The following is a 26,974-nucleotide window of genomic DNA, read 5'->3' as shown; positions in this document are numbered from 1 at the left end:
GACAGACGGCAAAAGCCGGCTCGATTGGCCGGCTCTTCCCGATTCCGTCCGCTTACCCGCCGACGGTCACGATGAGAATGTCGCTCGATGCGGCGCCTGCTTCGTTGGTCAGCTCGGCGCGGTATTCATACGTGCCCGGCCCCCGGCCCGCGATGTTCGTCACGGCCGACTGCGCCGCAGGCGTCCGGTCCGTCAAGGTCCGGGTATCGATCAATACGCCGTTCTCGTACAGCCGGTACTCCGTTCCATTCGTGCCCCACCATAAATTCATGCTCACCTGGTAGCTGCCGTCCCCGTCCCAATTGTTATGGGCGATAACCGGCTTGCCCGGCGTTGCTCCCGTCACGGTGACGATGTGCTCGGCGCTCACGGTAGTGCCGTACGCGTTCGTAAGCTCGGCACGGTACCGGTATGTGCCGTTGTTCTTGCCGCTAATCGGGGTGACGGCGGATTGCGCCGACGGCGTCCGGTCGGATAACGGCTGCGTATCGATCCGTACGCCGTCTTCATACAACCTGTAGAGCCAGCCGTTCTCCCCGTGCCACAAGTTCATCGTAATGTCGTAGTTGCCGTCCAGTATGCCGTAGTCGTGACCATTATTATCCGACAGCACCGGCATGCCCGGCTTGGCCGTGCTGTTCGTCGTACCCGTCACGAGCAAGGTGACCGGCTCCGACGCGAGCTCTCCGTAGGTCGCCTTCAGCACGGTCGTACCGGCTTTTTTAAGCAGCAGCAGTCCCGTATTCATGAATTCGGCCACACTGCTGTCCGAGCTCTCATAGTGCGCCCAGCCGGTGGCATCCGCAACTGCGCCGCTGCGGTATACGGCCGTCACCACTGTCTGCGACACCGTGCCTGCCGGTGCGGGCGAAGTGATCCCTTCCAGGCGGATCGACGCAAGGCCCGGCGCCGGGTACGAATCCCGGTAAGACAGCGGGATGCGGAACGACGCTCCCTGCGCGATGTCGTACACGTACCCTTTGCTGAAATCGTTCGCGTCCCGGTAAGAGCGGATCGGCGTCGTATCTCCGAGATCGAGACGATACTGCTGGTCCCCCGCTGCCTGCGAGACGCCCTTGATCTCGTAGGTACCGTTGCGGATATTGTCATTGTCGACGTGGATCATCCGGCCGACCAGCGTCTGCGGCGAGAGTCCGCGCAAATCCAGATTCACGACGATCTCGTTTGTCAGCGACATGTCTTTCGTAAAATCGGCGACTGTCCCGTTCAAGCTGCCGAACGGTTTCTGGATAGCCGGACCGCTGATCGGGCCGATTAACGTGCCGTCGTGCAGATAAGCCGACTCGTACGCCCCGTCTCGTTCCGAATATACCCCGAAAAAGCCTTGGAACCGGAGCCGGTTCTCCACCGTATACACGGCGCTGGGGTCCAGCGAATAGAAGATATAGTCTACTCTTCCGTTTGCGAGCTGGACCTTTACTGCCTGAACGGCGTCATCGGTTACGATCGCCCCGTCCTTATACACGCTGAGCCGCTCTGCCGATGCGATCGTCCGGCTGTTCCGGTACGGCTCGATCACGGACGTGAACGTCGATTTCAAGTCCACTCCCTGTCTCTCGGCCACCATGTAGCGGACCGAAGGCGGGCTCTTGGCGTTATTCTGCGGCGGCTGCCCGCTCGCGAGCGCGACCTGATCGACGTCGCTAAGCATCGTCAGACGAAGATGAACGTTCGGATCTTCCGGATGAATGCCCCAGGTATCCTTCACTTTCCAGTCGACGCTGAACGGCGCTTGCGGATTCGCCGCCCGGTCCACATCGAACAAATAGTGGAACCCGCTGCCCTTGTACCCGCCGCCCGAACCGCTGCCCGGCTCCTTCTGCCCGTACGGAACGTCGATGCCCGCATACGTGCCGACATACCGGCCGCTGCCGTCCTGCTGCGGGACGAGCGTGAGCCCTTCCGCCGTTACCGCCGACGCATCCGCGCTGTGAAAGCTGAACGTATGGCTGCTTCCGCCCTCTACGCGGAAGAAGTCGACCGCATACGAGTTCTCCTCATCGACCCGAATCATCGAGGTCGTCCGGCGGTACGTCTCCGTGTTCGGATACACCCGCGGGGCTTCTACGTCGACCAGCTGCACATTCCCGTCTCCGTCGAAATGATGCGGAATGCCGACGATCGAGCCGCTCTGTTTGGACTTATCGACTACGACCGTATTATGGGAGATCGTATTCTCCGTCCATTCCATTCGTTTCGGATCGCTGCCGGTGACGTCCGGATAACCGAGATCCGGGGCCAGATCCATCCCGTACGCGTGAATGCCGAGATTCAGCGTATCCTTATGCCCGTGCCCGCCGTTGCGTCCGAAGTACAGCCATACATCCCGCTGCGTATCCTTCTGCGCGTTCTGCTCCCGTTCCCTGTCTTCCGGACGGACCAGAGCCAGCTTCTTGAACGCCGCGTAATACCCTGTCGCTCCCGGCGATTGTCCTTCGTAGACGAACGAGATCGTATGCAGGCCCGCCTCCAGCCACCGGGTCGCCAGCGTGGAGAAGCTGTCCGGAGCCGAAGCGCCGTAAAAGTCATACGAGCCTGCGTCCACCCCGTCGATGGCGACCTTGTATTTGCCGTAGCTGGGCGCTTTGTTCGGCAGCATGTCGATATCGTATTCGCCCGCAGCCGGTACGGAAAACCGGAACGTGATCGCCGCGCCCGCACCGTCCGTATTCTGGAACAGCAGCGCGTTGTAATTGGGCAAATATTTCGTTCCCCGGTTCGCGGAGACGATCTCCAGATCGTTAAACTCGTAGACAGCCCCGTTCGCATAAAATGGAGGGCTTCCGTCGCGGAGCGCCGCCAGTCCGTAGCCGCTCATCAGCGAGCTGTCCAGCTGCATCGGTCCCTCCGCCGCGATCACATTCGCGATATCGATAGCGACCTGCTCCGGATTCGGGGAGAAGATGCTTCCATGAATGCCGCTTGCCGAGCCGCCGTTTTTCAAGTAAATCAGTTGGGCGTGAAGCGGATTGCCCCACCGTTCGAATGCCAGAATATCATGGTTTTTGTCCCCGACCAGAGCAGGCGAGCCGAGAAATCCGGAGTCCCCGATCGACGGCGTATATTTGCCCAGCATCGTCAGACGGTAAAAGGCGGAGAACATTTTCTGGAATTTGACGTTGCGGTACAGATCGAATTCCGGATAACGTTCGTATCCGTCAAGAACCTCCGCCGCTTCCAGAAACGTGTTCAGCCATAAACCGTTGTAGCCGGGCGCCGCTTCGTTGCCCATCCCGTCCCGGTCGATCTCGTCCGCCAGCAGCCGGTTCAGGTCCCCGCCGGTCACCTGATATTGTCTGCCGTAAGGCCGGTCCGGGTCCTGAACCACGACGAGCCCGCCCGACTGGAATACATAATCGAGCCACAGCTTGGAGGTGACCTCTTCGTCGAGCACGACCGCAGCCAGTGCCAGCGCGCTTTGGTGCATCCCGTTGTTGCCGCGGATTTGCGACTTCTGCATGCCCGGATAGACGATGCGCACGATATTGTCTTCGATGTTTTTCCGGATCGCCGCCGCGGAATGTTTCGGATTCGCCATCTGGTACGTCTGCGCCTTGGCCGACAAAAAGGCGGTCAGCCGATCCTCCAGAACCTCGATCTCCGGGAAAAAGGCGTCGTAGGCGAACAGAAGGCTTTTGACGAGTCCGGTCTCCCAGATGTCGTTCACCGCTTTCCCTTGGGCGGAATGAACGGCCGGATCGCCGTTATCGAATCCTTTGGCCCACGGATAAGCGGTCACGTCGAGGTCCGGATACAGATCGGCCACCCGGTCGAGCAGAATTAGACCTTTATAGGCATATTCCGCATCGCCCGTGTACAGATACGCATCCCGCAAGCTGTTCAGAGCTTTCATAATAAAGCCGTTGTACCAAATGCCCCAGTGGTTGTAGTAGGCGATAAAGGTCCAGATGTCGCCATTCGCTTCCGTCCAGCCCCAGCCGTCGTCCACTCCCCATTCCGATTGCGGGTCGCCGGTATTCGTCAAATAGGGGGCTCCGTTGCTCAAAGCCTGCCGGTAGTCGAACACGCCGTATTCGTTTATCCCGCTCTGGTAGAAGGAGGCGAAGTCATTAGTCGGGAAAAATCGACCGGTTACCGGACTTTGCAGCTTCCAGGGGTACTGGATCGGATCGATTTTCCAAGGATAATTGCCGTAGCTGCTAATCGTGGAATCGTCCGGATCGGGACTGCCCTTCTGCCTTAATTTGTACCGCGTGGCGATCCCGAGACTGCGGGAGACGCTTTGCGGCGTCACGATACTCCACAGCTGATCGTCGTCAAGCGCCGCATAAGGCGCCGCGCTGGTCACCGCCGAGTCTCTCTGGGCCCGCGCCCAGTCGTAGGCTGCAATATTGGCTTGGGCGTTCGCCCGTTTGGCGTCGGTGTAATAGGTGCTCTTCGTTTTGCTGCCCGTGACATTCCCGGTGAAATCGTCCGCTCTCAGTGTCAGCATGGTCGTCTTCGTCGTTCCTTCGGCGGTCACTTTGATCTTGATCTCGCTGCTTCCCGCCGACAGCGCCTGGAAGACGCCCGTTGACGGATGTACGGCGAATACGCCGGGATTGGTGCTGGCATACGTCACTTGCGAGATGTCCGCCGCTTCCAGCAGCGATCCGTCCGTTCGGGTGCCGTACCATTCTACCGTGCCGGTATCCCCGATCTGATACAGCGTCTTGGAGGTGGCGGGCACCAGATGGTCGAACAGCGACGAAGGGGTTGACGTAACTTCACGGAATGCGGCTTCGTCATAATAAGTCGTCCCTTTATTGGCGCTGGACAAATAGAGCAGCAATGTGGCGGCAACAGCCCCGGCCGGCGCGGCGGCCCGGATCTCTGTCCTGGCCCACTGCCCCCGGGTATCGTTCACCTTGGTGCTGACCGGAGTCAGACGTTTGCCAGCCGCGTCCCAAAACTCCAAATACAGATAAGAGTTCGTATCCACGTTGTAGGACATGACCGAGGCTTCGTAGTTATGCCCGGGCGTTACCGGAATTTTGGAGCTGCGCAGCCCCGCCGACAGGGTGAGATTCGTGATCTTTGCACTGTAGGTGCCGGCGTACACTTGCTCGGTCGACGTCTGATACAGCTGGTTGTTGTCGTAAATCGTCCAGTCGGACGGCTTCCCGTTCGTTTGGCTTTCGAAGTCCCGGTTTTTCGGCTGCAAAGATTGTTCGGCATTCACGGCAACTGCCTCCGCGGATAAAGTTGGAATCGGTAAAGCAAACAAAGAAAGCAGGAGTGCGCAAACCAGCAACAAACTTATTGCTTTGAAATGAAGGCGAGATCCCATATTTGAGAACAACTCCTCTTACAAAATGGCAGTTCGTTTACAGCATTTGCAAGCGGTTACATGTTGTCCGATACGTGAAGCCGTTCTGCGGTTCTTGCTGCGCGTTATCCGTCCGGCGCCCATGCTCCGGGCGGAGCCTCCCTCCTTTTGAGAATTATTATTTACATGCATAATTTACATGACAAACTACTGACTGTCAATGAAAAAACAGAAAACGAATAATTAAAACGGGCTGTCTGTCTCCAACGTTGTTTTGCGATTTTTCGAGCCAAACTTTGAACCGGATGACCTTGAGAAAAAAGGACCTCAATCTCCACATTACCGTGGAAGTCGAGGTCCTTGATTGGAAATGGGGGCATTCGCGTGTTCTGCAAACCTTTTGGGACAGCCCCTCCTTTGGCTTGCGCAAATCCAAATGCAAATGCATACGTTAACTGTACCCAATAAAGGTGGTTTGCCCCCTTATATCAACCTGTTGGTGGGGCTGCACTCTTTGCCAACAACAAAAAAAGAGGTGAAACACCTCCTCCGCCTCGAACTGCTAGATCGTAATCCTGACGTTAATGTACCCGATGAAGCGAGATACCCGTAGATGCTGCTTTCTATATAAAAACGACAATCGTCCTTAGGGAGAACGACTGTGTTTCAGCGGATGTATATGCGGGTAATAAAAGGTTAACCGAGGTTTCATTCCGAAGCCTGTTCAGGAGCGGCAACGCGCTCCCTGCATTCCAATCCTGCAAAATCCAACTAGAGAACGGCCGGCAGTCCGTCCACTGTATACGTCGTACAATCCGTCTGCACCGCAAGCGGCGATTTCGGCGGGTTCGGCGGTATCGGCTGTTCCTTCACAACGTACCCCGTAACACCCAACTGTCTCATAATCACCCGGATGTCCAAACTGATCTTCACTCCGGCAGTATTCATCTAACTCCCCCCGATGATTGGAAATTAATCCCTAGTAATAGTTATCGCACGATGGCGGTGTAAATACTGTCAAAGTGTGTCGGGTATTCACATAAATTTTCATTTAAATTTAGACTAAGATTGCATAAATAACTAGAACGAAAGCCTCGGCTTTTACGGCCGATCCTAACCCCCGTCCTATTCGGCTCCGACTTCCGCACGACTGACGCACCGGGATAAACAAGGTATTTTCACCTAAAACGCCGCATCCGCTCATGTCCTTCGTCCCTTATCTTTCCCTTAAAAAATACTTAATGGAAATATTACCCTTTCGACAAGAACCAACTTTTTAGACGGAAATTTACTGTCGAAATGTGTAGTCCAGCCGATTTTTTATGCCTCCACAATTTTCTCAAGATGCCCGGCGCCGGACCGGATCTCCGATAGACAACCGGCAAACGGAACTTTATGATGAATATATATAGTAGACGGGAGGGATGTGTATTGAGGCAAAAAATTGCGCTGGTCACCGGAGGCAATTCCGGCATGGGGCTGGCTACGGTTATCGGGCTGGCCCGGGGCGGATATCGGGTCGTCATGGCATGCCGGAACGCGGAACGCGGGGAGACCGCCAGACGGGAGGCCGGACGGCAGAGCGGCTCGACGGCGATCGAAACGATGACTTGCGATCTCGGGTCGCTGGCGAGCATCCGGGAGTTCGCGGATCGTTTTCTGACCCGGTTCGATACGCTGGACGTGCTGGTCAACAATGCGGGAGTCGTCACGGTCCGGAGATATACGACCTCGGACGGCTTCGAAGCGATGATGGGCGTTAACCATCTCGGCCACTTTCTGCTGACGAACCTGCTGCTCCCCGCCTTGCGCCGCTCACCCCAGGGTCGCATCGTCGTCGTATCCTCGGGGGCGCACAAAGCCGGAACGATCCGGTTCGAAGACCCTCACCTGGCGAAACGGTTTCATGTCGTAGCCGGCTATGGCCAATCCAAGCTGGCCAACATTTTGTTTACGCGGGAGCTGGCCGAACGGCTGAAAGATACGAACATCACCGTCAACGCCGTACATCCCGGAGCCGTAGCAACCAATCTCGGAGTGGATCGGCAGACCGGCTTCGGCAAGTTCGCTTACAGGCTGCTGAGGCCTTGGATGCAGACGCCTGCGCAAGGCGCGGCGACCGCGCTGTATTTGGCGATGAGCGACGAGGCGGCGGGGGTGAGCGGACAATATTTCTACAAGAAAAAGCCCGCAGCCGTATCCGCCAAGGCGAGCGATGCCCTCTCGGCGAAACGGCTATGGGCTTGGAGCGAGCAGCAGGTCGGGCTGACCCGGGACGGGTGAGCCGAACGAACGGGCTGCCTGATTGTATTCCTATTTTGAACGTGTTCAAAAAGTCCGGTTTTCAGCACCGAGAAGATGGGATGAAGCTAGGAAATGAGGAGCGTAGCGTAGTGGGAACTACGTGAGCACCGGAAGTTCCGGCTGAATTCCATATTCGATGTCGAGCAGGCTTCCTGATCTGCTTCGTGATCAAAAGTGGGCTTTTTGAACAACCTCTATTTGTACTTCGCGATCAGATCCATCTTGGTGTTCCATACGGTCTCGCTCATGTCGACCGGATAAGGCTCCGGGTTCATTTTGCGCAAATAAGGGTCCCAGAACAAGTCAAGCTGGTTGTTGTGATAAGCGCGGATCTCATCCAATCCCGGCAGACGGCCTACCTGCTTGCCGCCCTCGAAGACGGGCTGGAGCAGCTCGACTGCCTCAAAATCAGTTACATCCTTCTGCAAATACGTATGCACCGGATCAAACAGCTTCAGCTTCTTTGCTTCCTTCACCCGCTCGTGCACAAACGCAATGTAATCACCCTCGGCTTTGCCGTGCTGACCGACGATCCGGTATACGGTTTTCATCCCCGGCGTCGTAATTTTCTCCGGATTGCCGGATATTTTAATAACCGGCACGTAGTCGTCTCCCTGCTTGCGGGCGACCAGCTTGTATACGCCCCCGAGCGACGGATTGTCCGCTGCGGTAATCAGTTGGGTGCCGACCCCCCATGCATCGATGCGCGCTCCTTGAGCTTTCAGATCGAAGATCAGGTTTTCGTCCAGATCGTTGCTGGCCGTAATCGTTACATAGCCGAGACCGGCTTCGTCCAGCATTTTTCGGGCCTGGATCGATAAGTAGGCGAGATCCCCGCTATCCAGCCGGATGCCTTTCAGCTTGTGTCCGCGCTGCTCGAGCTGCTTGCCTACACGGACCGCATTAGGAACGCCCGATTTCAACGTATCGTACGTATCGACGAGCAGCACCGCATGGTCCGGGTGAACCTGCGCGAACGCTTCGAACGCTTCCAGCTCGGTATCGAAATCCATCACCCAGGCGTGGGCATGCGTACCGACGGTCGGGATGCGGAACAGCTTGCCCGACTCCATGTTGCTCGTGCCGTCGAAGCCGGCGATGTAGGCCGCTCTCGATCCCCAGATCGCCGCATCCGCTTCCTGCGCTCTGCGCGTTCCGAACTCGAACAGCGTATCGCGGGGAGCGACCCGGCGGATTCTCGACGCTTTGGTAGCGATCAGCGTCTGGTAGTTCATGAAGTTCAGCAGTGCTGTCTCGATCAGTTGGGCTTCGAAGATGCGCGCCTCGACGCGGATGATCGGCTCGTTCGGGAACACGACCGTCCCTTCGGGAACCGCATGGAGCGAGCCCGTGAACTTAAACCGCTTCAGCTCGTCGAGAAACGCTTCCTCGTACCCTTCGGATTGTTCGCGCAAGTAGGCGATATCGTCCTCGTCGAAGCGCAGGGCGTTGATATAATGAACGATCCGCTCCAGTCCGGCAAATACCGCGTACCCGTTGTTAAACGGATTTTTGCGGAAATAAGCGTCGAATACGCGAACCTGGTTATGCCGGTTCAGCTTCCAATGTGCGTAGATCATATTGATCTGGTATTTATCCGTATGCAGTGTCAAATCCCCGTAATTCATCGGTTGTCATCCTTTCGGCAGGGGGTTCCCCGTAGAGTGCCGGACAGTTCGATCCGGACGGATTTTTGGTGCCGGCTCCCGGAATCAATCCGGAACCGGTTGGCCGCCGCTTAGCAGCGTAGCGCCGAGGGAGCCCCGGAAATGGCCGAGCGCCCAGTCGTGGCCGGGAGGGTTAAACGTTGCGACCGCATCCGTATGGACGACAATGCCGAACCCTTTGTTGTACGCATCCACCGCCGTGTGCAGGACACAGATGTCGGTGCAGACACCGACCAGGTGCAGCTCCCGAATCCCCCGCTCACGCAGCTTCAGCTCCAGATCCGTGCCGCAAAACGCGCTGTACCGCGTCTTGTCCATCCAGTACATGGCGTCGCGGTTGCGGCGGTATACGTCATCCAGCTTGCCGTACAAGTTTCTTCCGTCCGTTCCCCGGATGTTGTGCGGAGGGAACAGCTTGTGCTCCGGGTGAAGCGTGTCTCCCGCCTCATGAAGATCGACGGCCATAACGACCCAGTCTCCTTGCGCCGCGAACGACTCCGCAAGCTCTGCGATGCGGTCTTCGATATCGATCGCCGGCTGTCCGCACGGCAGCTTGCCTACGACGAAATCCACGGTATAGTCGATGACGATCAAAGCTTTCATAGGGGTAACCTCCTGTAGAGAAGATGGTTTTATGGTTCCGTGCATGTTGCCGCTGTACTGCTCCTTGCAGCTCAGCTGTTTATCCGTAAATCGACAACTCCGGCACAAAACCGGTAAACCTGTACAACTGGGCGGCCCGCTGCGAGTAGCGGTTCGACTGCTTCGGCCTTCCCTGCTCATCCTTCGCTTCTTCCAGCAAGCCGTGCCGGCTCCGGGTTGACGTAATTTTGCGGATAAAGTTCGGTTCCTCAAAATCCGGTACGACGGTGCGGATCACCTGGTACAATTCTCCGATCGTAAATTCGTCCGGCAAAAACTCCTTCGCAATCGTCGTCGTCAGCATCTTGGCCCGGACTCTCTCCAGAGCGTCCCGCACAATGCGGCCGTGGTCGAAGGCCAGCTTCATGGCAAGGACCTCATCCACCGGGAACAGGCGGACGTCCGCCGCATCGTCCTGGGCTTTGCGAGCGGCCAAATAACGCTCGTGCACAAGGGCGAAGAAGGCGTGAGAGATGATCCAGCCCCTCGGGTCGCGGTTCGGTTCGCTGTACACGTTAAAATATTCGAGATGAACGTCGGCTACGCTCGTCTCCTCCATCAGCTCGCGCCGCGCGCAATCGTACATGCTCTCGTTCTCATTGCTGAACCCGCCGGGCAGCGCCCATTGGCCCTCGAACGGCCATTTCTTGCGCTGGATGAGCAGCACCTCCAGCTTGCGGTCCGGCAAAGCCTTCTTGCCCGTCCCTTTGTCCTCCGAAGTGATCGTAAACATGACGATATCGGAGGGAGCCCCGTCCGGCGTCCGGTATTTGGCGGGCGTATAGTTGGATTCGTTCTCGATCTCGTCGGTCGGATGCATGAGCGTCTCCTTCAAATTGTTGTTTTGATAATGTCATAATGACATATTACGATTCGAATGTCAACTCATGTTTCTGGCTTGAACGCACTACAGTTCCGTTATCTGTTCCAGCACGATCAAAAACCGATACGGTCATCGCCGCATCGGTCTTCTGTCACCTTATTCCTTCAAGAAACAACTACGATTTCTACAACGTCCTTCTTCCGTTCATCTTCCTCGGCGATCAGCCGAACCGTACGCATGCTTCGATCGTAAGCCCAGCCTTCTCCCTCGACGCCCCAAGAGGCATCGTCCCGAGTATTCTTCTCCACTCGTTCCGGCAGCTTCTCCCCGTTGATTTCAATGAAGGCGGGCTTCTTATCCGAATGGATCCGGATATCGTAGCTGCGCTTCGCTGGCATTCCCTCATACATCCCGATTCGCGGACTTATTCGCAGAACGACGGCATCCTGTTGTTGCCGGCATTCGATCCGCGTCTCGGCAACGTTCCCCTCCTCATAAAGGAAAGTCGTCCCGTCATCCTCATACAGCGTAAAATTGCTGGCGTCATGCGGGTAAACCTGCACCCCTAAACGTTCGACAGACTTCTCTCCAACGTAGTCCATTTCGGGCCATTCGGGGATGATAGCTCCGGCGCGAACGAATAATGCTCCTCCCGCGTATGCGGGTATCTTGCAGGCGACGGTTTGCGGGCCCGTGTACCGCTCCTTCGTCCAATAATCGATCCACTCGCCTTCCGGCAAATAGACTTCGTCCGTAAAAGCGGCGACGAGGAAGGAATCGCCGAACATATACTGTCCGAGCAGGTCGTCCGACTTCGGATCGTTCGGATACGCGAGCGGCATAGCACGGATAATCGGCATTCCCGTACGAGCGGCAGCATGCGCCGCGGAATAGATGTACGGCAGAAGACGATACCGCAGCTTCGCGTACATTTTGAACATAGCCAGCATCTTCTTATCCAGCAGCCACGGATGGCGCCAGTAGGCCCAGCTGTTCACCTGCGACCATGGCTGCAAAAACCCGAAGTGGAGACCGGCCGGAGTAAACACCTCCATATCGCAGCTCGTATTGGAATGTCCGGACAACCCGAGATTCAGCAGCGATACGAGCGGCTTCGGCCCTCCGCCGGTGTCCCCTGCCCAAGTGGCCGCATATTGCTGGATGCCTGCAAATCCGCCTGCCGTATAAATCATCGGTCTGCGTCCCGTCTGCTCCTTAAAGCCGAGATGCATCTGTTTGGCGAGCAAAATCGGATACAGGTTGTGCATCTCTTCGTCGATCATTCCATTGCCCCAAAGCCGGTCGGGGTGGTCGAGAACTTGCTGGGCGCCATCCAGCTTGAACGCGGAGACGCCCTGCCTCACAAACTTGGTTAAATGCTCATACCACGCCTCGCCATGCTTCGTGACCCTATCCATATAGACCGGGTGCTGCAGCTTCGTATCTTGTTCATAATCGTCCGGATGAGTCCTTTGGAAGCCCGCATCCTCCGCACTCAAGCCGCTTGAACCGCCGCCGGCATTTTCTTTCTCCCGGATCAGCCGCTCCTCATGCAAACTCATGTCGTAATCGGCACATAGCCACAAACTCAATTTAAAGCCGAGTCGTTCCAAGGCGCCGAAGAAAGTGGAAGGTCCGCCGTCCGGCAACCAATACGGAACCGCAAACCTCTCCGGATGCCAGTTCTTATTCACCGAATAATCGTAATTTTTTTCCATCCAGCCCGGTTCCAGCCCGATCAAGTCGCAAGGGATGCCCTCGCGGCGAAAGTTCAGCGCATCGTCGATCATCTCTCTCGCATTGGCCTGTTCATTGCACACGAAAGTAAGGCCGTATGCCCAGATCGGGAGAACCTGCGGCTTGCCGGCGACGGACGTGTAGCTTTGAAGCAGATCGGCATACGTTTCTCCCGCGAACAAGAAATAGTCCAGCTCGCCGCGGCGGCCCCAAAATCGCAGCCGATCATTCACCGTGCTGCCTACATCTACAGAATGTCGCCATGTCGTGTTAATAAGGAGCCCCCATCCGTTGCTGCTCATAAGAAACGGAATCGGAGCATACGCTTTCACATTCGCCACCCACATGTTCGCCCGATGACCGCGTTTTTGAATGCATTCACGCGTTTCGTCGCCCAATCCGTACACCCGCTCCTGCTCGGACAACAGAAATTCCGCGCCGAACCCCCTCTGCGGATCGGACCACGGCGGTATCGCATGGCGTGTCAGCATCTCACCTCGTGCATTCATAAGTTCGATGCGGCCGCTGCTTTTCTCCACTCGAAGCTGCGCTCGTTCCGTACGGATATCCAGCATATGCTCTTGATCGTTAACCGTACAAGCGGCATCCCTTTGCCGGCTGTCCAATATGCCGTAACGGATCAGCGCGGGCTCGCGGAAATCGTCAGCCGCACTTAAGCGGACGCGGAACGTATCCGGCGCAACAACTTGAATGCACATATGCCCGCCGCTTTGCAATATAATTTTCAGCGATTTATTTTCCACGCTTTATACCTCTTCTCCGGGTTATACGCCTATTTCGGCTTTGCCGTCTGAATTTTTTGATTAGCCGTTTCTTCGGCATCGCGCAGCGCCGTATTGAGATCCTTCGCGCCGCTGATGGCTGCAATGACGGCATTGTAAAATTCGGTAGTGGCGATACTGTTGTATCTCGTCACAGCGCTCGCGGGACCGTATTTTTGCGGCAGCATCGCTTTCGTATTTTTGCCTTTGAACAATGGCACATCTTGACCGAACGATTCTCTGACCGCCTTGCTTTGCAATACGGTCAGCATCTTTCCTTCCTTCGACTTCTGCAGTTGGAACTCTTCCGATGTGAAGTAGGAGATGGCCTCGAACGCCTGATCCTTGTACTTGCTCGTATTCGTAATGTAATAGTACGCGGGGTAAGGCTGAGGCCCGACGGATGGCGCATCTTTAAATACGGGAAACGTAGCGATGTCGAAGTTCATTCCTTCCAGCTGGGCGGCATGCGTGCCGGTTATCTCGAGAAACATGGCCGTATTGCGGTCTTTGAAAAACCGGTTCGTTTGAACGCCGACGTCCAGTGCTTTAACCGTCTTCTCGTAGCCGGGAACCGTATAATAGCGGATGAAATTATCGGCAAACTTCTTCCAGCCATCCGTATTAATAACGGCTTTCTCCGACGCCGGGTCGATCGGATTGAGCGAACGGGCGTTCATCAGCGCCAAATGTCCGAACGGCATCGCCATCCCGTAGTATTGCGTATCCCCGTCTTTTCGCGTAAGCTTCTTATTCAGTTCTTCTAGATCATCCCAATTCATGCCGTCCTCCGGATAGGAAACGCCGAATTTATCGAACACATCTTTATTGTAATAAAGCGCCGAAGGAGGAACGTACGCCGGGAGACCGTACATGCCGCCTTTTGCGATTTGCTTGGCCATATCGACCGTTGTCGGATCCAGCTTGCTCAGATCGTAACCTGCCTTTTTGATCATCGGGGAAATGTCGAATTCCAGCTTCTGATCGAGCAGCGTAGGCGGCGTCGCTCCGATCGAGCAAAAAATGATATCGATTGTTTGGCCTGCCGCGATCAGTTCGGCGATGCCCGTTCCCGGCCTCGAACCGCCCACGATAAACTTGGGAGTCATATAAGGAAATTTTTTCTTGAGCGGCTCCCCCAACAATTGATTCAATCCTTCTTCGTCCCAATCGTTAATAAACGGATAATACAGGACCAGCTCGACCGGCTCTTGCGGAGATGCATTTGATTCGTTAGTTTGTCCTTCCTGTCCTTCCTGTCCTTCCTGTCCGCTTCCGCATGCCGTCGTCAAGGCAGTTGCCAGTAGGAGCGACAACAGTGCCGCCGCGCTCGCTTTTCCGTTTTTATGGGCCATCTCTTTATCTCCTTTTGTGAAGATAGTTGGAAACTCCGAATCCCTTGCACTTCAGTACCTGCTCTCCCAAAGCGGCGAGTTAGATTCTTCTGGACGACATGTTGCCGGACATGATCCGCTTCGCGAGGCTGTTGCCTCCTTTCATGAATGACCTCCTTATTGCTTTCTTGGAATTACAATCATTGTATATGGGATCGCATTCATTTCGTAGGACGATCGATTGCAACCCATCGTCTATCGATGACTGTTTTGGATAAGGAGGCTTAGTGAATTGTGGAACGGACGGCTATCGTGAAAAAAAGATAGCCTGCAATCGCTCGCAGGCTAGTCTATCTATGGCCGGATCATTTTATTTTTTGAAGCTCTTCCGCAATGACTTTGGTCATCTTCTCATCAGCTTCGCGCAGCACCGTGTTCACGTCTTTGCCGGCATAGAGCAGATCCGTAAAGGCCGCGATCGGAATACCGGCCGCGCTGCCTACCGGTACGAAACCGAACGACTTCAATACCGCTACTTTGGGCTTCGTAAAGGCGACTACGTTTTTCGAAGAAAGCTCCGGGGTCGCTTTGCCGAACTCAGCGTTAATCTTCGGATCTTTCAGCACAGACGCCTGCAAATTTTTGGTCATCTCGGTTTGGACCTCATCCGACAGTAGGACGGATATAATCTGCATCGCCGCATCCTTCACCTTGCTCGTGCTCGTGATCGACATCATCGGCGAGTCCACCCGTTGTCCTACACCAGGAGCCACTTTATTAGACGGATACGTCACGACGTCCCACTTCAAGTCTTTCATGCCGAGAAGGTCAGGCAGCTGGCCGGAATATCCGGAGAACATGGCGATTTGGCCTGTTTTGAAGCCGTGGACCGTGTTCAGCTCTTTCGGCATGACCGGTGCGCCCGGGTACGCGTACAGGTTATACCACAATTGAAACAAATTTTTCCATTCCTCGGTCTGGAACACGGATTTGTTATTTTTCAAATCGACGAAGGGCAAGCTCGCCTGATACGCTCCGCGATATACGTTATCCGGGAATAAGCCGTAGTATTGAACTCCGCCTTCATTCCGCGTCAATTTGACGGCTACTTCGCGGACTTCGTCCCAGGTCATGCCGTCCTTCGGATACGGAACGCCGAACCGATCGAAAATATCCTTGTTATAAAAAAGGGCGAACGTATTGTTGTTCATCGGCAGGCCGGTGTAATAATTGAAACCGTTTACAACTTTGATCGATTCCAAATATTCGGGGCTGATCCGGTTCAGATCGATGCCATGCGTTTTGATTAAAGCATCCATGTTATAGTCGATCCCGAGCTTCGTCAAATCCGTCAAGTTGTAAGGGTAGTTGATAACCATGTCCGGAATCGAACCGGCGGCCACCAGCTCGTTCAGCGTGGAGCCTTTGTCGGCGGTGTTGATTCGTTCAATCGTAATATGGGGAAATTTCTGCTTGACCGGATCGATAAAATACTTTTTCATGTCGGCGTCGTTCACGATTCCGGCATGGACCGCGATTTTAACGGTCACCGGCTGGTTATTGACGGCCGGGCTAGGTTTCGCGGAAGAATCTTCGTTTTTGCCCGGAGTCGAGCTTCCGCAAGCGCTCACCAAAAGAGCGAGCGATAAAATGGTGAATGATTTGAATGTCCAAGTTTTTTGCATGGCGAACACCCCGTCTGTTATTTTTTTCTATGAAACTTGTTGAACCTATGGAAAGTGTTAATCCGGAGCTGGAGCTGCCACCGCAAGCTGCAGGTTGGCAATATCGCCGGAGGCCGTTCCATTCATTGAATGCGGGAAGCTGTTTTAAATTTTGAACAGGTTGACTCCCTTTAAGGTTAATCCCAAACCATCATCGCAGCATTGCCGTTCGAAACGATCGGATCGGCATCCCCCCTCTCTCATTCTCTATATTCCATGCGGACGAAGGCGTCTTATTAAGTAGTTTGGTAACTGCCGCTAATAAAGAGTGTTGCAGAGCTGCCTAAACTGGAAAGCGTCGGCAAGTTTGCAGCCTGACTCGCAAGCATACAGACGCCACCTGAACCGTTTTGGTTATTCAGATAATTCGCTGCTCCGCCAATTGTAAAGCTGTGCGGCAAACTAACCTTTGTCATCCCCCATGTTGATGTGAAGTTCTGGCAAATAATCGAAATCCAGAAATGAACAACATTTCCGACCTTTGTGTACTTGCCGGTTGCCGAAGATACCGTACCGCCGTTCCCTGTAACTGTCGGTGTAAAATCCACCTCGCGATAATCATCCAGCGTATTTGTATCCGCGGACAAAACAGCAGTGTTAGGGAACGTAATAGAACTTAACAAATTGGCTTGAACGTTTTTGCCGACTTGAACCGCACGCAAATAGTTGAAGCCGGTTGATAAAACTTTGTTTCCGGTTGCGGCATTCAAATCTTTTAGCTGTTGCAGAACATCACCGGAGGAAACCGTAAGATTTGCATGATAAGAGATAAAACTATTCGTAATACCGATCGTATTCGGCAAGACATTTGACGTACCGCTAACGTCTAAAGCAACGTGTGCACCAGCAAAATTTTTAAATCCGGATGGAGCATTAGGATTGTCGGCAAAATTGCACCCTGAACTATAGATTCTGTGCAACTTCAGGTAATCTGATGTTCCTTTGGCATAAACCGCGCCTAATCCTGCACCAGCATTGCCATTTGCTTCGAGATAAGCATTTTGCAAGTACAGCGTCACACCTTGCGTACCCTTGAAGGCCGTATCGCTAATGTAAATACCCTCAAGGCCGTTGCCCTCTATAGGGGTATCTTGGATATACATATCATCAATCTGGCCATCTAGTTTTATCCCGTGTTTGGCATGACGACCTAAATATCCGGCTTTACCTCTTATTTGAATCGAAGTTCCATACCCGCTATTAGGTCTGTAAATACCGATATTTCCGCGCCAAGACATCGTGTTATTGATATCAATTTCCTGCACGGAGCCCAGATAAATATCGCAGGCTTCCGAATTGCTAAATCCATCTATCATACAGCCGTCCAGCTGACAGAATTGGACATACTTCGTCGAATCACCGAGCTGAATGGCGCGTAAATTATTTGCATTACCCTGCAATTTCACATTTCTTAAGACAAACCCGCTCACGCCAGGTACATTCTTTGCAATGTGTAAAGCAACGTGAGCCGTATGATCGCTCTTTAGTATGGAGCGCGCATAACCGTTAGAGTAAAAAGTAAAATTATTTTTGTCCGATACAAGCCCGCTGTGCAGATAAGTACCCTGCGGCAACAAGCATTCATATACATTCGGCGCGTCTAATGCCGCTTGTAAAGCAAATGTTACATTGTAATTCTCTTGATCTGCTTTCCAATCTCTGAATTCGGACACTGTCATGTAGTCAAAAATAGAAACCAGCGCAGCTTGCTTTTTATCGTTAAAATCCGCTTGACTGCCATTGCCGTAACTGATCGCACTCGCTGGATGCGCCTCGGCCATATCACGACCTGCCAGCTCGTTATGGGATACAAGCTCAAGCTTTGCCGCTATTCCCGGGGGAATTTTCCCTTTGCCGTCAGCCCCTTCGTATACGGTACCGGCAACCGATAAATCCTCTATTCCATAAGCCTCCGTCGATCCCGGGAGTATGCTGCCCGCGGCCAAGGCCGCACCGGCCATACCAAAGACCGTTAGCAGTTTTCTGCGGCTTACATGGATGCCGGGCTCCTCCGGCCGTTCCTGTTCCAAACCTTTCCCCGCTTGCTGCTCCATCTTTTCTTAGTCCCCCTCAATCGGAGTGGATTGTATTCGGGTCCTTCCTTATTGCTTGGAATTTACAATCATTGTAAATGGAATCCCTTGCATTTCGTAGGACGATCGATTGCAACCAATCGTCTATCGATGTCAAGTTTGCGCAAGCTCCGCCCGGTACGCCGTCAATTCGTTTGCAAGCATCGTTCTCACCTGCTCCAGTTTCCACTGCAGGTGCTCGGCATCCGTCATATACAGCATGCTGGGCTCCCAGCCGAGCCGGGAATCCATCTCGACAAGCGGAATGGTCGCTTCCGCATTGGCGATTTCACGCTTGGCGAGCTCGATCATTTGATCGGCAATGACGGCCGCAGTCGCGGAATCCGTTTCATGGAACAGCTGCTGCTTCCATTTCCACCATTCCTTCGTATGGATCGTGGTGCGAACGCAGTTGACGATAAAACGGTTTAAGTTCAGCAGCAGCTCCGCATCCGCACGCTTGCGCTCCGGTATGAGAGCCATTGCTTTCTCCAGGCACGCATTGCCGCTCTCCCACTTGGCCAGCATGCTGCTCAGGTAACGGATCTCCACGTTGATAGGCTTGAAATCGAGCGGGTGCTCCTGTTTGCCGGCGGAATGGTAGTCCAAAATAAAGTGGACATAGCCGTCATGCGGAATCACCGCTTTCTCCCTGAATGTCAGCGGGTAGGACGGCCCTATGCGGAACGGGCCGTATTGGTCCTCGTTCGTAGGAATATAGTCGCGAATACCGTCGCTCCAATGACGCCAAGCATTCAGGACATGCGGGACAGCCTCGGCGCTGAAATCCCTGCGGGCCACAGCCGCGAACAAGTCTTCTACGGGCTTTTTGGGCTCCCAGTACGCCCATTTAGCCAAATCCGAGACAAATGAAGGCCACCAGCCGAAATGGTGGGACTCCATCAATCCGCTCAAGCCCCAATCGCGGTTCGCCCGGATCAAGTTGGTATGCCTTCTGTCCCACTGATAAGGGATCGGCTCGTACGGGATGACGCCGATATCCCATGTTAAGCCGCCGGTATTGGCCATCGTGTAGAGACGCAATCCCCGCTCGCGGGCCGCTTGAGCTTCGGACGCAAAATAAACGCCGGGACCTTCGAAGCTGGCCGTATAATCGACGCAGCGGTGCGTAACCCCTTCCACATGCTGGTATTGCTCGAACATTTCAAAGGTGGCCATCAGCGTAATATCCTGCGGCAAAATCCGGATCAGCTTCAAGCGCTCTTCCTCCGGAGCATAGCCCCAATTGTACGTCCAGAAGACGATATCGACGTCCGTAGTGTGCTTGCGGATCACTTTCTTGAGCAGATTGAGCCATTGCGGATAGTCGTAACAAGGCCACCAGCCCGGAGAAGGCTTCGTCTTCGGCTTGTCCTTGGGCCAATCGCGTCGGGGAACCCCCGTCGTGTTCGGGTCCTTGCTCGGAAATTCGCATGATTCCCCTACGAGGATGACGCCTTTAAACCGGGGGCAAGCCTGAAAAATACGCCCATACGTTCCGTCATAGTACTCCTCTGCGCCAGGATCTTCGGGATGCACTCTGCTGGGCAGATAGCTGTACATATACACGTCCAGGCCATACTGGTCGGCCCTGTCAATCAGATCGTTGAAATCAAGCGGTCCGCCCGGCGTCATATGGAGGTCTGTAGCAAAGACGAGAATCGCATCGATACCGGCGTGGGCCAGCGCATTCAGGTGCGCATCCGGGAACAGGTCTTTCCCGTAGCCCGAATGGATCATGCGCGGCGCGAAAAGCGGCTCTCTTCGCTCATCCTGCCGCTGCACGATCGGCGCTTCCTTCAGATTCATCAAATCCTCCAGATAATAGCTCCCTTGTCCGACTCCGCGGTCGTCGAAACCGCACAGAACGATTTTCTCCTCCGTTACCGCAATGCGGTAGCTGCGACTTTTGCCGAGCGATGCTCCGAACTCCGGCAGCGTCTCCTTCGTCGCAAGCACGATGACCCGTTCTCCCGATGAGGCAGTTTCGGCCAGATCCGGCACCTGCTCCATCTTAATCGCGACGTTCATGCTCGTATACAGGTAATCTTGCAGGTCGGCGGCTATACGCCGTATAAAAGCGCTGTCATTTCCGCCGAGCACAATGCTCCAATCCGCGGTAATTTCCACTTCGGACATCGCCGCCTTGACGTCCGGATCGCGCCTATCCGGCTTGTGCACCACGTCCAGTCTCTTGCGAAAATCGTAATTCCGCTCTGTTCCCATTCGTCTTCTCCCCACATTTATTCTGAAATCACACGGTCAGTCAGGATCGGATGGACGACTGCGCCTGAAGTTAAAAACGTTCGAGTTTTACTGATAAGTTTCCGGTACCGCCAGTCCAAGTGCCATTACCGATATTTAGGATCAGTCTATTATCAGAACCGTTCACGTAAATATTGATCTTGTCTGAGGTTAGTACGGTCGCAAGCTGCCCGCCGAGATTGACAACGGACGTAATCGTCTTGGTAGTCGCATCCCAATAAAATTTTAAGAATTTGTCGTTAAAAGATGCGGTAAGCTCGAATGACTTATCGCCGACTGTCATCAAAGATACGCCGTTAGCCCCCGTTATACTGTAATCAATATCGATCTGCGACCAATAGTCAGCACACAAGACAATACCGTTGTTGTTCAGTTTCTTAAATCGCGCCTTTACTTTTGGCTGTGGCGACGTTGTGTTTGTTGTTACAAAGTCAATTGAGAAATCGAAAATGTTAGCTTGAGGCGCGTAAGTGGCCGTAGACTTTAGGTTGTTCCACATTTCCGAGATGAGCACAGAGTTTTTCAAGGTGAAGTCACAGCTCGTCACTTCTAAATAAATTGTTGCGGCACGTTTGACAAACGGGGAAACCTTGGAGAACCACTTTGATTGCGAGCATTTAAAGTTCACGACCCCATCAAGTGCTGCACCGACGATTGGTATAGATGAGACCGACACAGCAGATAAGTCCGCTGAATAATGGTCGACATTGATAAGTTTTAATGTCCCGATTGTTTTTGCGCCGGCAGCTTTATAATAAACAGCGGCCAGATTCGCATCGTAACAATCTATAAGCTCTGCATCGGTTACGCTTATAGCCGAAATGTCGTGATTGTCGGCAAAGTAGAAGGGAATCCCTGTATTTCTCGCGCGAATATTTTTATAATGCAGCTCTCCTAGATCAGAAAAAATAAAAGGCTTGGTTACATTTTTAACATCGTTTTCAATGCTCACTCGCTCCAATGTCGCTCTTAACCAGCCGTAAGTGTCCTGCACACCATTTGTATTGGTCGGGTTTTTACAAATCAAGTTAAATGCGTCCACTTTGGATTTGGGAGTTCCTGCTTGTTTTGGGCTTTTGATTGTCGCCATGCTAAAGCAGTCATCGTCAAACGTATTTCGGGTCACGCTATTAGCGGATGTATTGTAAACCGATTTTTCAATTGCTCGTTTTGCCGAAATATTGTCAATAACATAGAGTTCATTATGATCAGCTTCGCACATGACACAGTTTTTACCGTTGCGACCGATCGGGGGTACTGCGTCACGTTTAATCCAATAGTCTTTTTGCGCTGCATTATTGATGATTTTAATGTTCGATGCTTCTCCGCTGCGCCAAACATTTTCCGGGTGATAAATTCCTGTTTCGGCGTTGTAGCAAGTTATGTTTTTTTCAGAATGGGTTGCGCCAGAATTAGCCGTGTTAACAATGGCAAACAACGCGACCCCATATGTTTCGACATGATTGATCCTGGAATACTCTGAAACTTTATAATTTATAAATCCTTGCATACGTGTCAGGTTTGCATCATCACTCCAAGATGATGTATCACCCACATTGGTAAGGCCGTAAACTTTTAAATTTTCAATATTGGAAGTTTTCACCGTACCTGCATTAGCATAGACATATGAAGTTGACGTTGTGAGTGTGCCGCGATGCCCGGCAACATGAAATTCGATATTCTCCAAATGTAAAACTTCGGTGCCGTCTGTTTTTTCAAGATAGGTCAGGTTTGTAATTTCCGAGACATTAACAATTGCTCGACCCTTGTTGCAAATGAATCGGTTGAAAAACAGCGTACCCGCCGTATTTAAGTTGTAAGTCTGTCCATCAAGCAGGTAAACAAAGCGAGTGGGGTCTTGCTTAACCCATTCAGCCGCATCTTCGATTGTTGCAAAGTCGGTTATGAATCTATACTGACCCATTTTATTTTTAACACTATCGACCCAGCTGTTTCCATTGCCGTTCCCGTAAACGTCATCGGTTACCTTCTTCCCAAACACCGTTTCACTGTCGAGCAAACTCCCGGCAACGGCAGCAGTGCCGGCCGCTCCCAAAGTGGCAAGCATCGTTCTTCTGGACATTTTGTCGGACATGGTTCGCTTCACGGGATCGTTGCCTCCTTTCCTGAATAACCTTCCTTATTGCTTTCTTTGCTTTCGTCGAATTACAATCATTGTATATGGAATCGCATACATTTCGTAGGACGATCGATTGCAACCCATCGTCTATCGATGACTGTTTTGGATAAGGAGGCATAGCGAGTTGTGCGCAAAATCGAACGGTATCGTATTTGAAATTGCCAGCGGCGGCTATTTGCGCGTAGATTCGGTATCTCCCGGTACGCTGCGGATTCGCCTTCATGAAACGAACGACTTTCCGGAATCCGCCCTCGAACGCTACGGAATCGTCTTACATCGCAGCTCGTGCGACTACGTGCTGGAATACGACGGTCCTGCTTGCACAATCCGAACGGACAAAGCGGCGCTTACGGTCGATACGCGGAACGGCCGTCTTTCTTTGCGCAATGAACGCGGCGAATTGCTGACGTGCCAGGCCGAACGCCCCTGGTCCGATGCCGCCCAAGGATTCGGCGCTCATTTCACGCTGGCGGACGGGGAGCGGATATACGGGCTCGGCGATGTGAATAGAGATCGTATTCAGCACCGGGGACATCGCGCCGAGATGCGGATCGAGAATGTACACCGCTACGCCCCCGTTCCATTTATAATGAGCAGCCGCCGATGGGGGCTTTTCTTAAACACGACCTGGTGTCACGAGATCGATATCGGCCATGCGGAGCGCGACTTGTTGACATTCCAGGGGACCGGCGGGAAGCCGGACTTCTTCCTGTTTGTCGGCGACTCCTATGCAGAGCTGCTGGATCGTTATACCGACGTGGTCGGAAAGCCGGTATTGCTGCCCGTCTGGGCTTATGGCCTGACTTACGTATGCCACCAACAAGTCAATGCGCGCGAGATGGTGGACGATGCGCTCAATTTCCGCCGGGCGGGTATCCCCTGCGATACGATCGGGCTCGAACCGGGCTGGATGGAAAAAAATTACGATCATTCGGTGGATATGAACTGGCATCCGGAACGATTTGCCCTCCCTCCTTACTCCAAAAAATCCGATACGTTTATCGGCGCGCTGGACAAGCTCGGCTTTAAGCTCAGCTTATGGCTTACCTGCACGCATGACTTGAGCATAGAGGAAGAGCGTTCGTTGTCGGTGTCGGCGTCGAGCGCAATCCAGGCGTTTACCGAAGCGCCCTGGTACGATCATTTGCGGAAGTTCGTCGATCAAGGCGTAAGCGCATTCAAGCTGAGCGGTGCGCCCTTCGGGCTGGAAACGTCCGGACGAAGGTGGGGCAACGGGATGAGCGACGATGAGATGCACAATCTGTATCCGATTTTACTCGCCAAGCAGCTGCATCTGGGGTATAAAGAGCAGACGGGTTTGCGGTCGATGATCTATATGGCCAACGGGTACGCCGGCATGCAAAGATACGCCGCCACATGGGCCGGAACGTCCGAACAGCAGCCGGCTCTCGTCTCTATGCTCAATCATGGAATGTCCGGTCATGTCCATACTACCGAGGATATGGACGTCTCTACTCCAGAGGGCATCCACTTCGGTTTTTTGCAGCCGTGGTCGCAGGTGAACAGTTGGGCTTACTGGCGCCATCCGTGCTTGCTGGAACACGAACTGCTGCAAACGTTCCGAACGTATGCCAAACTGCGCTACAGTCTGCTACCCTATATTTATTCGGCCGCTCACAACGCCGCCCGCACCGGTATGCCGATCCTTCGCGCAATGCCATTGGCCTTTCCCGATGATCCGCATTCGGACGGGCTGCTGCATCAGTATATGTTCGGGGAATCGCTTCTCGTAGCCGCATATACCCGTACCGTTTATTTGCCGGAAGGCGTCTGGTTCGACTATTGGACCGGCGAACGGCATACGGGGCCGAAGCAGTTGGAATATGCCGCGGTCGCGCCGGCCGGCGGACCGTTGTTCGTCAAAGCAGGCGCCATCATCCCCGTATGGCCGGAGATGAGCCATATCGGGCCGAAGCAGCCGGAGACCATCGGTCTCTACCTGTACCCGTATGGCGAAAGCGAATATGTTCTCATGGAAGACGATGGGGTAACTTACGGGTATATGGAGCATCGGGTCGCCGAAACGAAAATAAGCTGCCGGACCAAAGATAAGCGAACCACGGTTCGGATCGGTACCCGGAAGGGTCATTATGAGGGAATGCCGTGCAGACGCGGCTACGATGTCTACCTGCATGTTCCGGCCAAACCGCTGCAAGTGACGATAGACGGAATCTTGGCCGAGGAAACGGTCCATCCGCCGGAAACCGGTTCGGCGCGGGGCGGCTGGTATTTTGACCGGTCATCCCGGATCGTCCGGCTTGGCTCACAAGAGCATGAGGATAAACTGGAGGAAGTGACGATCGAAGTATGCTACGACGCCACTTTTCACCGAGAGAGCCAGACGAGGCATTTCCATCACGATACGCCTGATTCGCCCGGAACGAACGCGCATTGGGAGACGGAACTTGAAATCGGTTTGGAAACAGGGGATCGCGCAAAGGCGTTAGCGGCGCTGGAGGAATGGTGGGTCGAACGGATCGAGCGTATCCCGAACCCGGACGAAGCACGCGTCAACATGCTTATGATTTGCGGATTGTTCGTTCGCATCTGCAATCGCCAAGGATGGAACGTACAGACCGTACTCGACGGCGAATACGACGCTTTCGTAAATATACAAGCCGTTTTCAGGAAAGAACATGGTTACGACCTCATGCGGCGAGCGATCCAACAGGTTATCGAGTACCGGCGTTCCGCCAAAAAGTCCGATATCCACCCGCTGATTAAACAAATAACCGATATCGTGGAAAAAGAGATCGACGGCAATATAACGCTTCACACGATGGCCGATCGGCTGCACGTCAACTCCTCCCACTTGAGCCGGATGTTCAAGCAAGCCGTCGGGCAGTCGTTCACCGATTACGTGATGATCCGGAAAATGGAGCGTGCCAAATCGCTGCTTATCGCAGGCAGCAGCGTCTCGGAAGCGGCATTGCAGCTCGGCTATAAAGATACGAGTCATTTCATTCGGGTGTTTCGCAAATATTGGGGGGTAACTCCCGGCGAATTAAAAATGTAACGGAACTCCGGCTTGAGATCCTGCCCTATTCTCCAGGAAGACAATCACCCGCACCGGCTGCAGGCCGCAAGCAGCCAGCATCCGGGGGCGCGATTGTCGTTTCCTCCAATATCCATTATGATGGAGGAATAGACAAGTACACTTACCCGACTAAGGATGATTCCCATGCGAGCGGCCCGACTGTTAAAGCTTCCTTCCCTACTCCTCGTTCTCCTGGTGCCGGCTGCGGCCTATGCGGCTCCCGAGACGTCCGAGACGATCCGCAAACTCGAATTTCGCCCGCCCCATTCGGCGGCTGCCTCCGCACCGGCGTCCTCCGCCACCCTTCAAGGCGCCGACCAATTCGACATAGCCTGGAGGCTGCTCGAGCAGGCCCCCGGGCAGTTGACCGGCTCCGCCGACAATAAGTTCTACTACCAGGCCGCAGGGCGGACGATCGCCGTTCTGCCTTCGGGCGAGCGAACACCGGCGGCTAAGGCGCCGAGTCCGAAAACAGACGTGCCGGACGGCGTGAAGGTGACGGAGGACGGTATTATTAAGGAAGAAAACAGCAGGATCGCGTGGACGTACAAGCCGGACGGCAGCAGAAAGATACTGCCGGACACGCTGCAAACGGATGCGGGGAATCATATCTACTTTCAAGACGACGCCTCGAACTGGTATTCGCTGACCGAAGCCGGGCAGCAGCGCTACGTTCTGGAATGGGAACGGATTCGCGACAAGGTGCAGTGTACCGCCGTGCCTTCCGGGGATGCGGTCTGCGCTTCGCCGGCCTTCGGACTGCTCGGAATCCGCGAGAAAACAAAAGCTCCCCGCCTCTATATCGATGGCAAGGAGCAGTTCTTTTCCCAGCGTCCGGAAGTGATCGACGGCGCGACATACGTGCCGCTGCGCGCGATAGCGGAATCGCTCGGGGCCGACATCGGCTGGGACCCGGACTCTGCGGAGGTGACGATCCGCAAAGGCAAAACCGTCCGCATCGCGATCGGCAGCGCCGAAGCGTCGATCGGCGGCAAGCGGACAGAGCTTAGCCATCCGCCCCTGCTGCTGGACGGAACGACGTTCGTCCCGCTTCGCTTCATCGGAGAAGCCCTCGGCGAGAAGGTATTATGGGAAGAAGCGACCCGGACGATCCAGATCGCTTCTCCTTGACTTCA

General features: G+C 54.1%; 14 protein-coding genes. 3 read left to right on the top strand and 11 right to left on the bottom strand.

Features of this window, described 5'->3' with window-relative positions:
- Positions 1–52 precede the first annotated feature (52 nt).
- Positions 53–5,203 (bottom strand): heparinase II/III domain-containing protein, encoded by a 5,151-nt coding sequence (locus tag PV433_RS03260; RefSeq protein ID WP_332070760.1) that lies wholly within the window; start codon positions 5,201–5,203, stop codon positions 53–55.
- An 858-nt stretch (positions 5,204–6,061) separates the two neighbouring features.
- Entirely contained in the window at positions 6,062–6,238 is a 177-nt protein-coding gene (locus PV433_RS03255) for a hypothetical protein (RefSeq protein ID WP_332070759.1), read from the bottom strand.
- Positions 6,239–6,721: 483 nt separating this feature from the next.
- On the opposite strand from PV433_RS03255, the gene PV433_RS03250 reads away from it, so the two are divergent.
- On the top strand, positions 6,722–7,573 hold the full coding sequence (locus PV433_RS03250) for an SDR family oxidoreductase (protein ID WP_332070758.1): 852 nt from the start codon (positions 6,722–6,724) through the stop codon (positions 7,571–7,573).
- A gap of 215 nt (positions 7,574–7,788) precedes the next feature.
- Here the strand turns inward: PV433_RS03250 and PV433_RS03245 are convergent, their stop codons facing one another.
- The 9 genes from PV433_RS03245 to PV433_RS03205 form a co-directional block, all read right to left on the bottom strand.
- Positions 7,789–9,222, bottom strand: a complete 1,434-nt coding sequence (locus PV433_RS03245; RefSeq protein WP_332070757.1) for a nicotinate phosphoribosyltransferase — start codon at positions 9,220–9,222, stop codon at positions 7,789–7,791.
- Positions 9,223–9,306: 84 nt separating this feature from the next.
- Positions 9,307–9,864, bottom strand: coding sequence for a cysteine hydrolase family protein (locus tag PV433_RS03240; protein ID WP_332070756.1), 558 nt, complete (start codon positions 9,862–9,864; stop codon positions 9,307–9,309).
- Positions 9,865–9,943: 79 nt separating this feature from the next.
- Positions 9,944–10,723 carry an NUDIX hydrolase gene (locus PV433_RS03235; protein ID WP_332070755.1) on the bottom strand — a complete coding sequence of 260 codons (780 nt, stop codon included), beginning with the start codon at positions 10,721–10,723 and terminating at the stop codon, positions 9,944–9,946.
- Between the two features lie 167 nt (positions 10,724–10,890).
- A complete protein-coding gene (locus PV433_RS03230) occupies positions 10,891–13,227 on the bottom strand; it encodes a glycoside hydrolase family 31 protein (protein ID WP_332070754.1) in 2,337 nt (778 codons plus the stop codon).
- Between the two features lie 29 nt (positions 13,228–13,256).
- On the bottom strand, positions 13,257–14,600 hold the full coding sequence (locus PV433_RS03225; protein WP_332070753.1) for an ABC transporter substrate-binding protein: 1,344 nt from the start codon (positions 14,598–14,600) through the stop codon (positions 13,257–13,259).
- A gap of 344 nt (positions 14,601–14,944) precedes the next feature.
- Positions 14,945–16,264, bottom strand: coding sequence for an ABC transporter substrate-binding protein (locus PV433_RS03220; protein ID WP_332070752.1), 1,320 nt, complete (start codon positions 16,262–16,264; stop codon positions 14,945–14,947).
- A 275-nt stretch (positions 16,265–16,539) separates the two neighbouring features.
- Positions 16,540–18,357 carry a hypothetical protein gene (locus PV433_RS03215; protein ID WP_332070751.1) on the bottom strand — a complete coding sequence of 606 codons (1,818 nt, stop codon included), beginning with the start codon at positions 18,355–18,357 and terminating at the stop codon, positions 16,540–16,542.
- A 132-nt stretch (positions 18,358–18,489) separates the two neighbouring features.
- Entirely contained in the window at positions 18,490–20,601 is a 2,112-nt protein-coding gene (locus PV433_RS03210) for a hypothetical protein (protein ID WP_332070750.1), read from the bottom strand.
- Between the two features lie 70 nt (positions 20,602–20,671).
- Entirely contained in the window at positions 20,672–22,747 is a 2,076-nt protein-coding gene (locus tag PV433_RS03205) for a hypothetical protein (RefSeq protein WP_332070749.1), read from the bottom strand.
- A gap of 157 nt (positions 22,748–22,904) precedes the next feature.
- On the opposite strand from PV433_RS03205, the gene PV433_RS03200 reads away from it, so the two are divergent.
- Together PV433_RS03200 and PV433_RS03195 are read left to right on the top strand one after the other, a co-directional pair.
- Positions 22,905–25,817 (top strand): TIM-barrel domain-containing protein, encoded by a 2,913-nt coding sequence (locus PV433_RS03200; protein ID WP_332070748.1) that lies wholly within the window; start codon positions 22,905–22,907, stop codon positions 25,815–25,817.
- Between the two features lie 165 nt (positions 25,818–25,982).
- Complete coding sequence (locus PV433_RS03195; RefSeq protein ID WP_332070747.1) at positions 25,983–26,969, top strand: copper amine oxidase N-terminal domain-containing protein; 987 nt, start codon at positions 25,983–25,985, stop codon at positions 26,967–26,969.
- The last annotated feature ends 5 nt before the right edge of the window (positions 26,970–26,974 follow it).

It is taken from the genome of Paenibacillus sp. GYB004, from assembly GCF_036577605.1.
In the GTDB taxonomy this organism is placed as follows: Bacteria; Bacillota; Bacilli; order Paenibacillales; family NBRC-103111; genus Paenibacillus_AB; species Paenibacillus_AB oceani.
The sequence above is the reverse complement of the archived record's forward strand: the minus strand, read 5'-3'. Positions and strand labels throughout refer to the sequence as shown.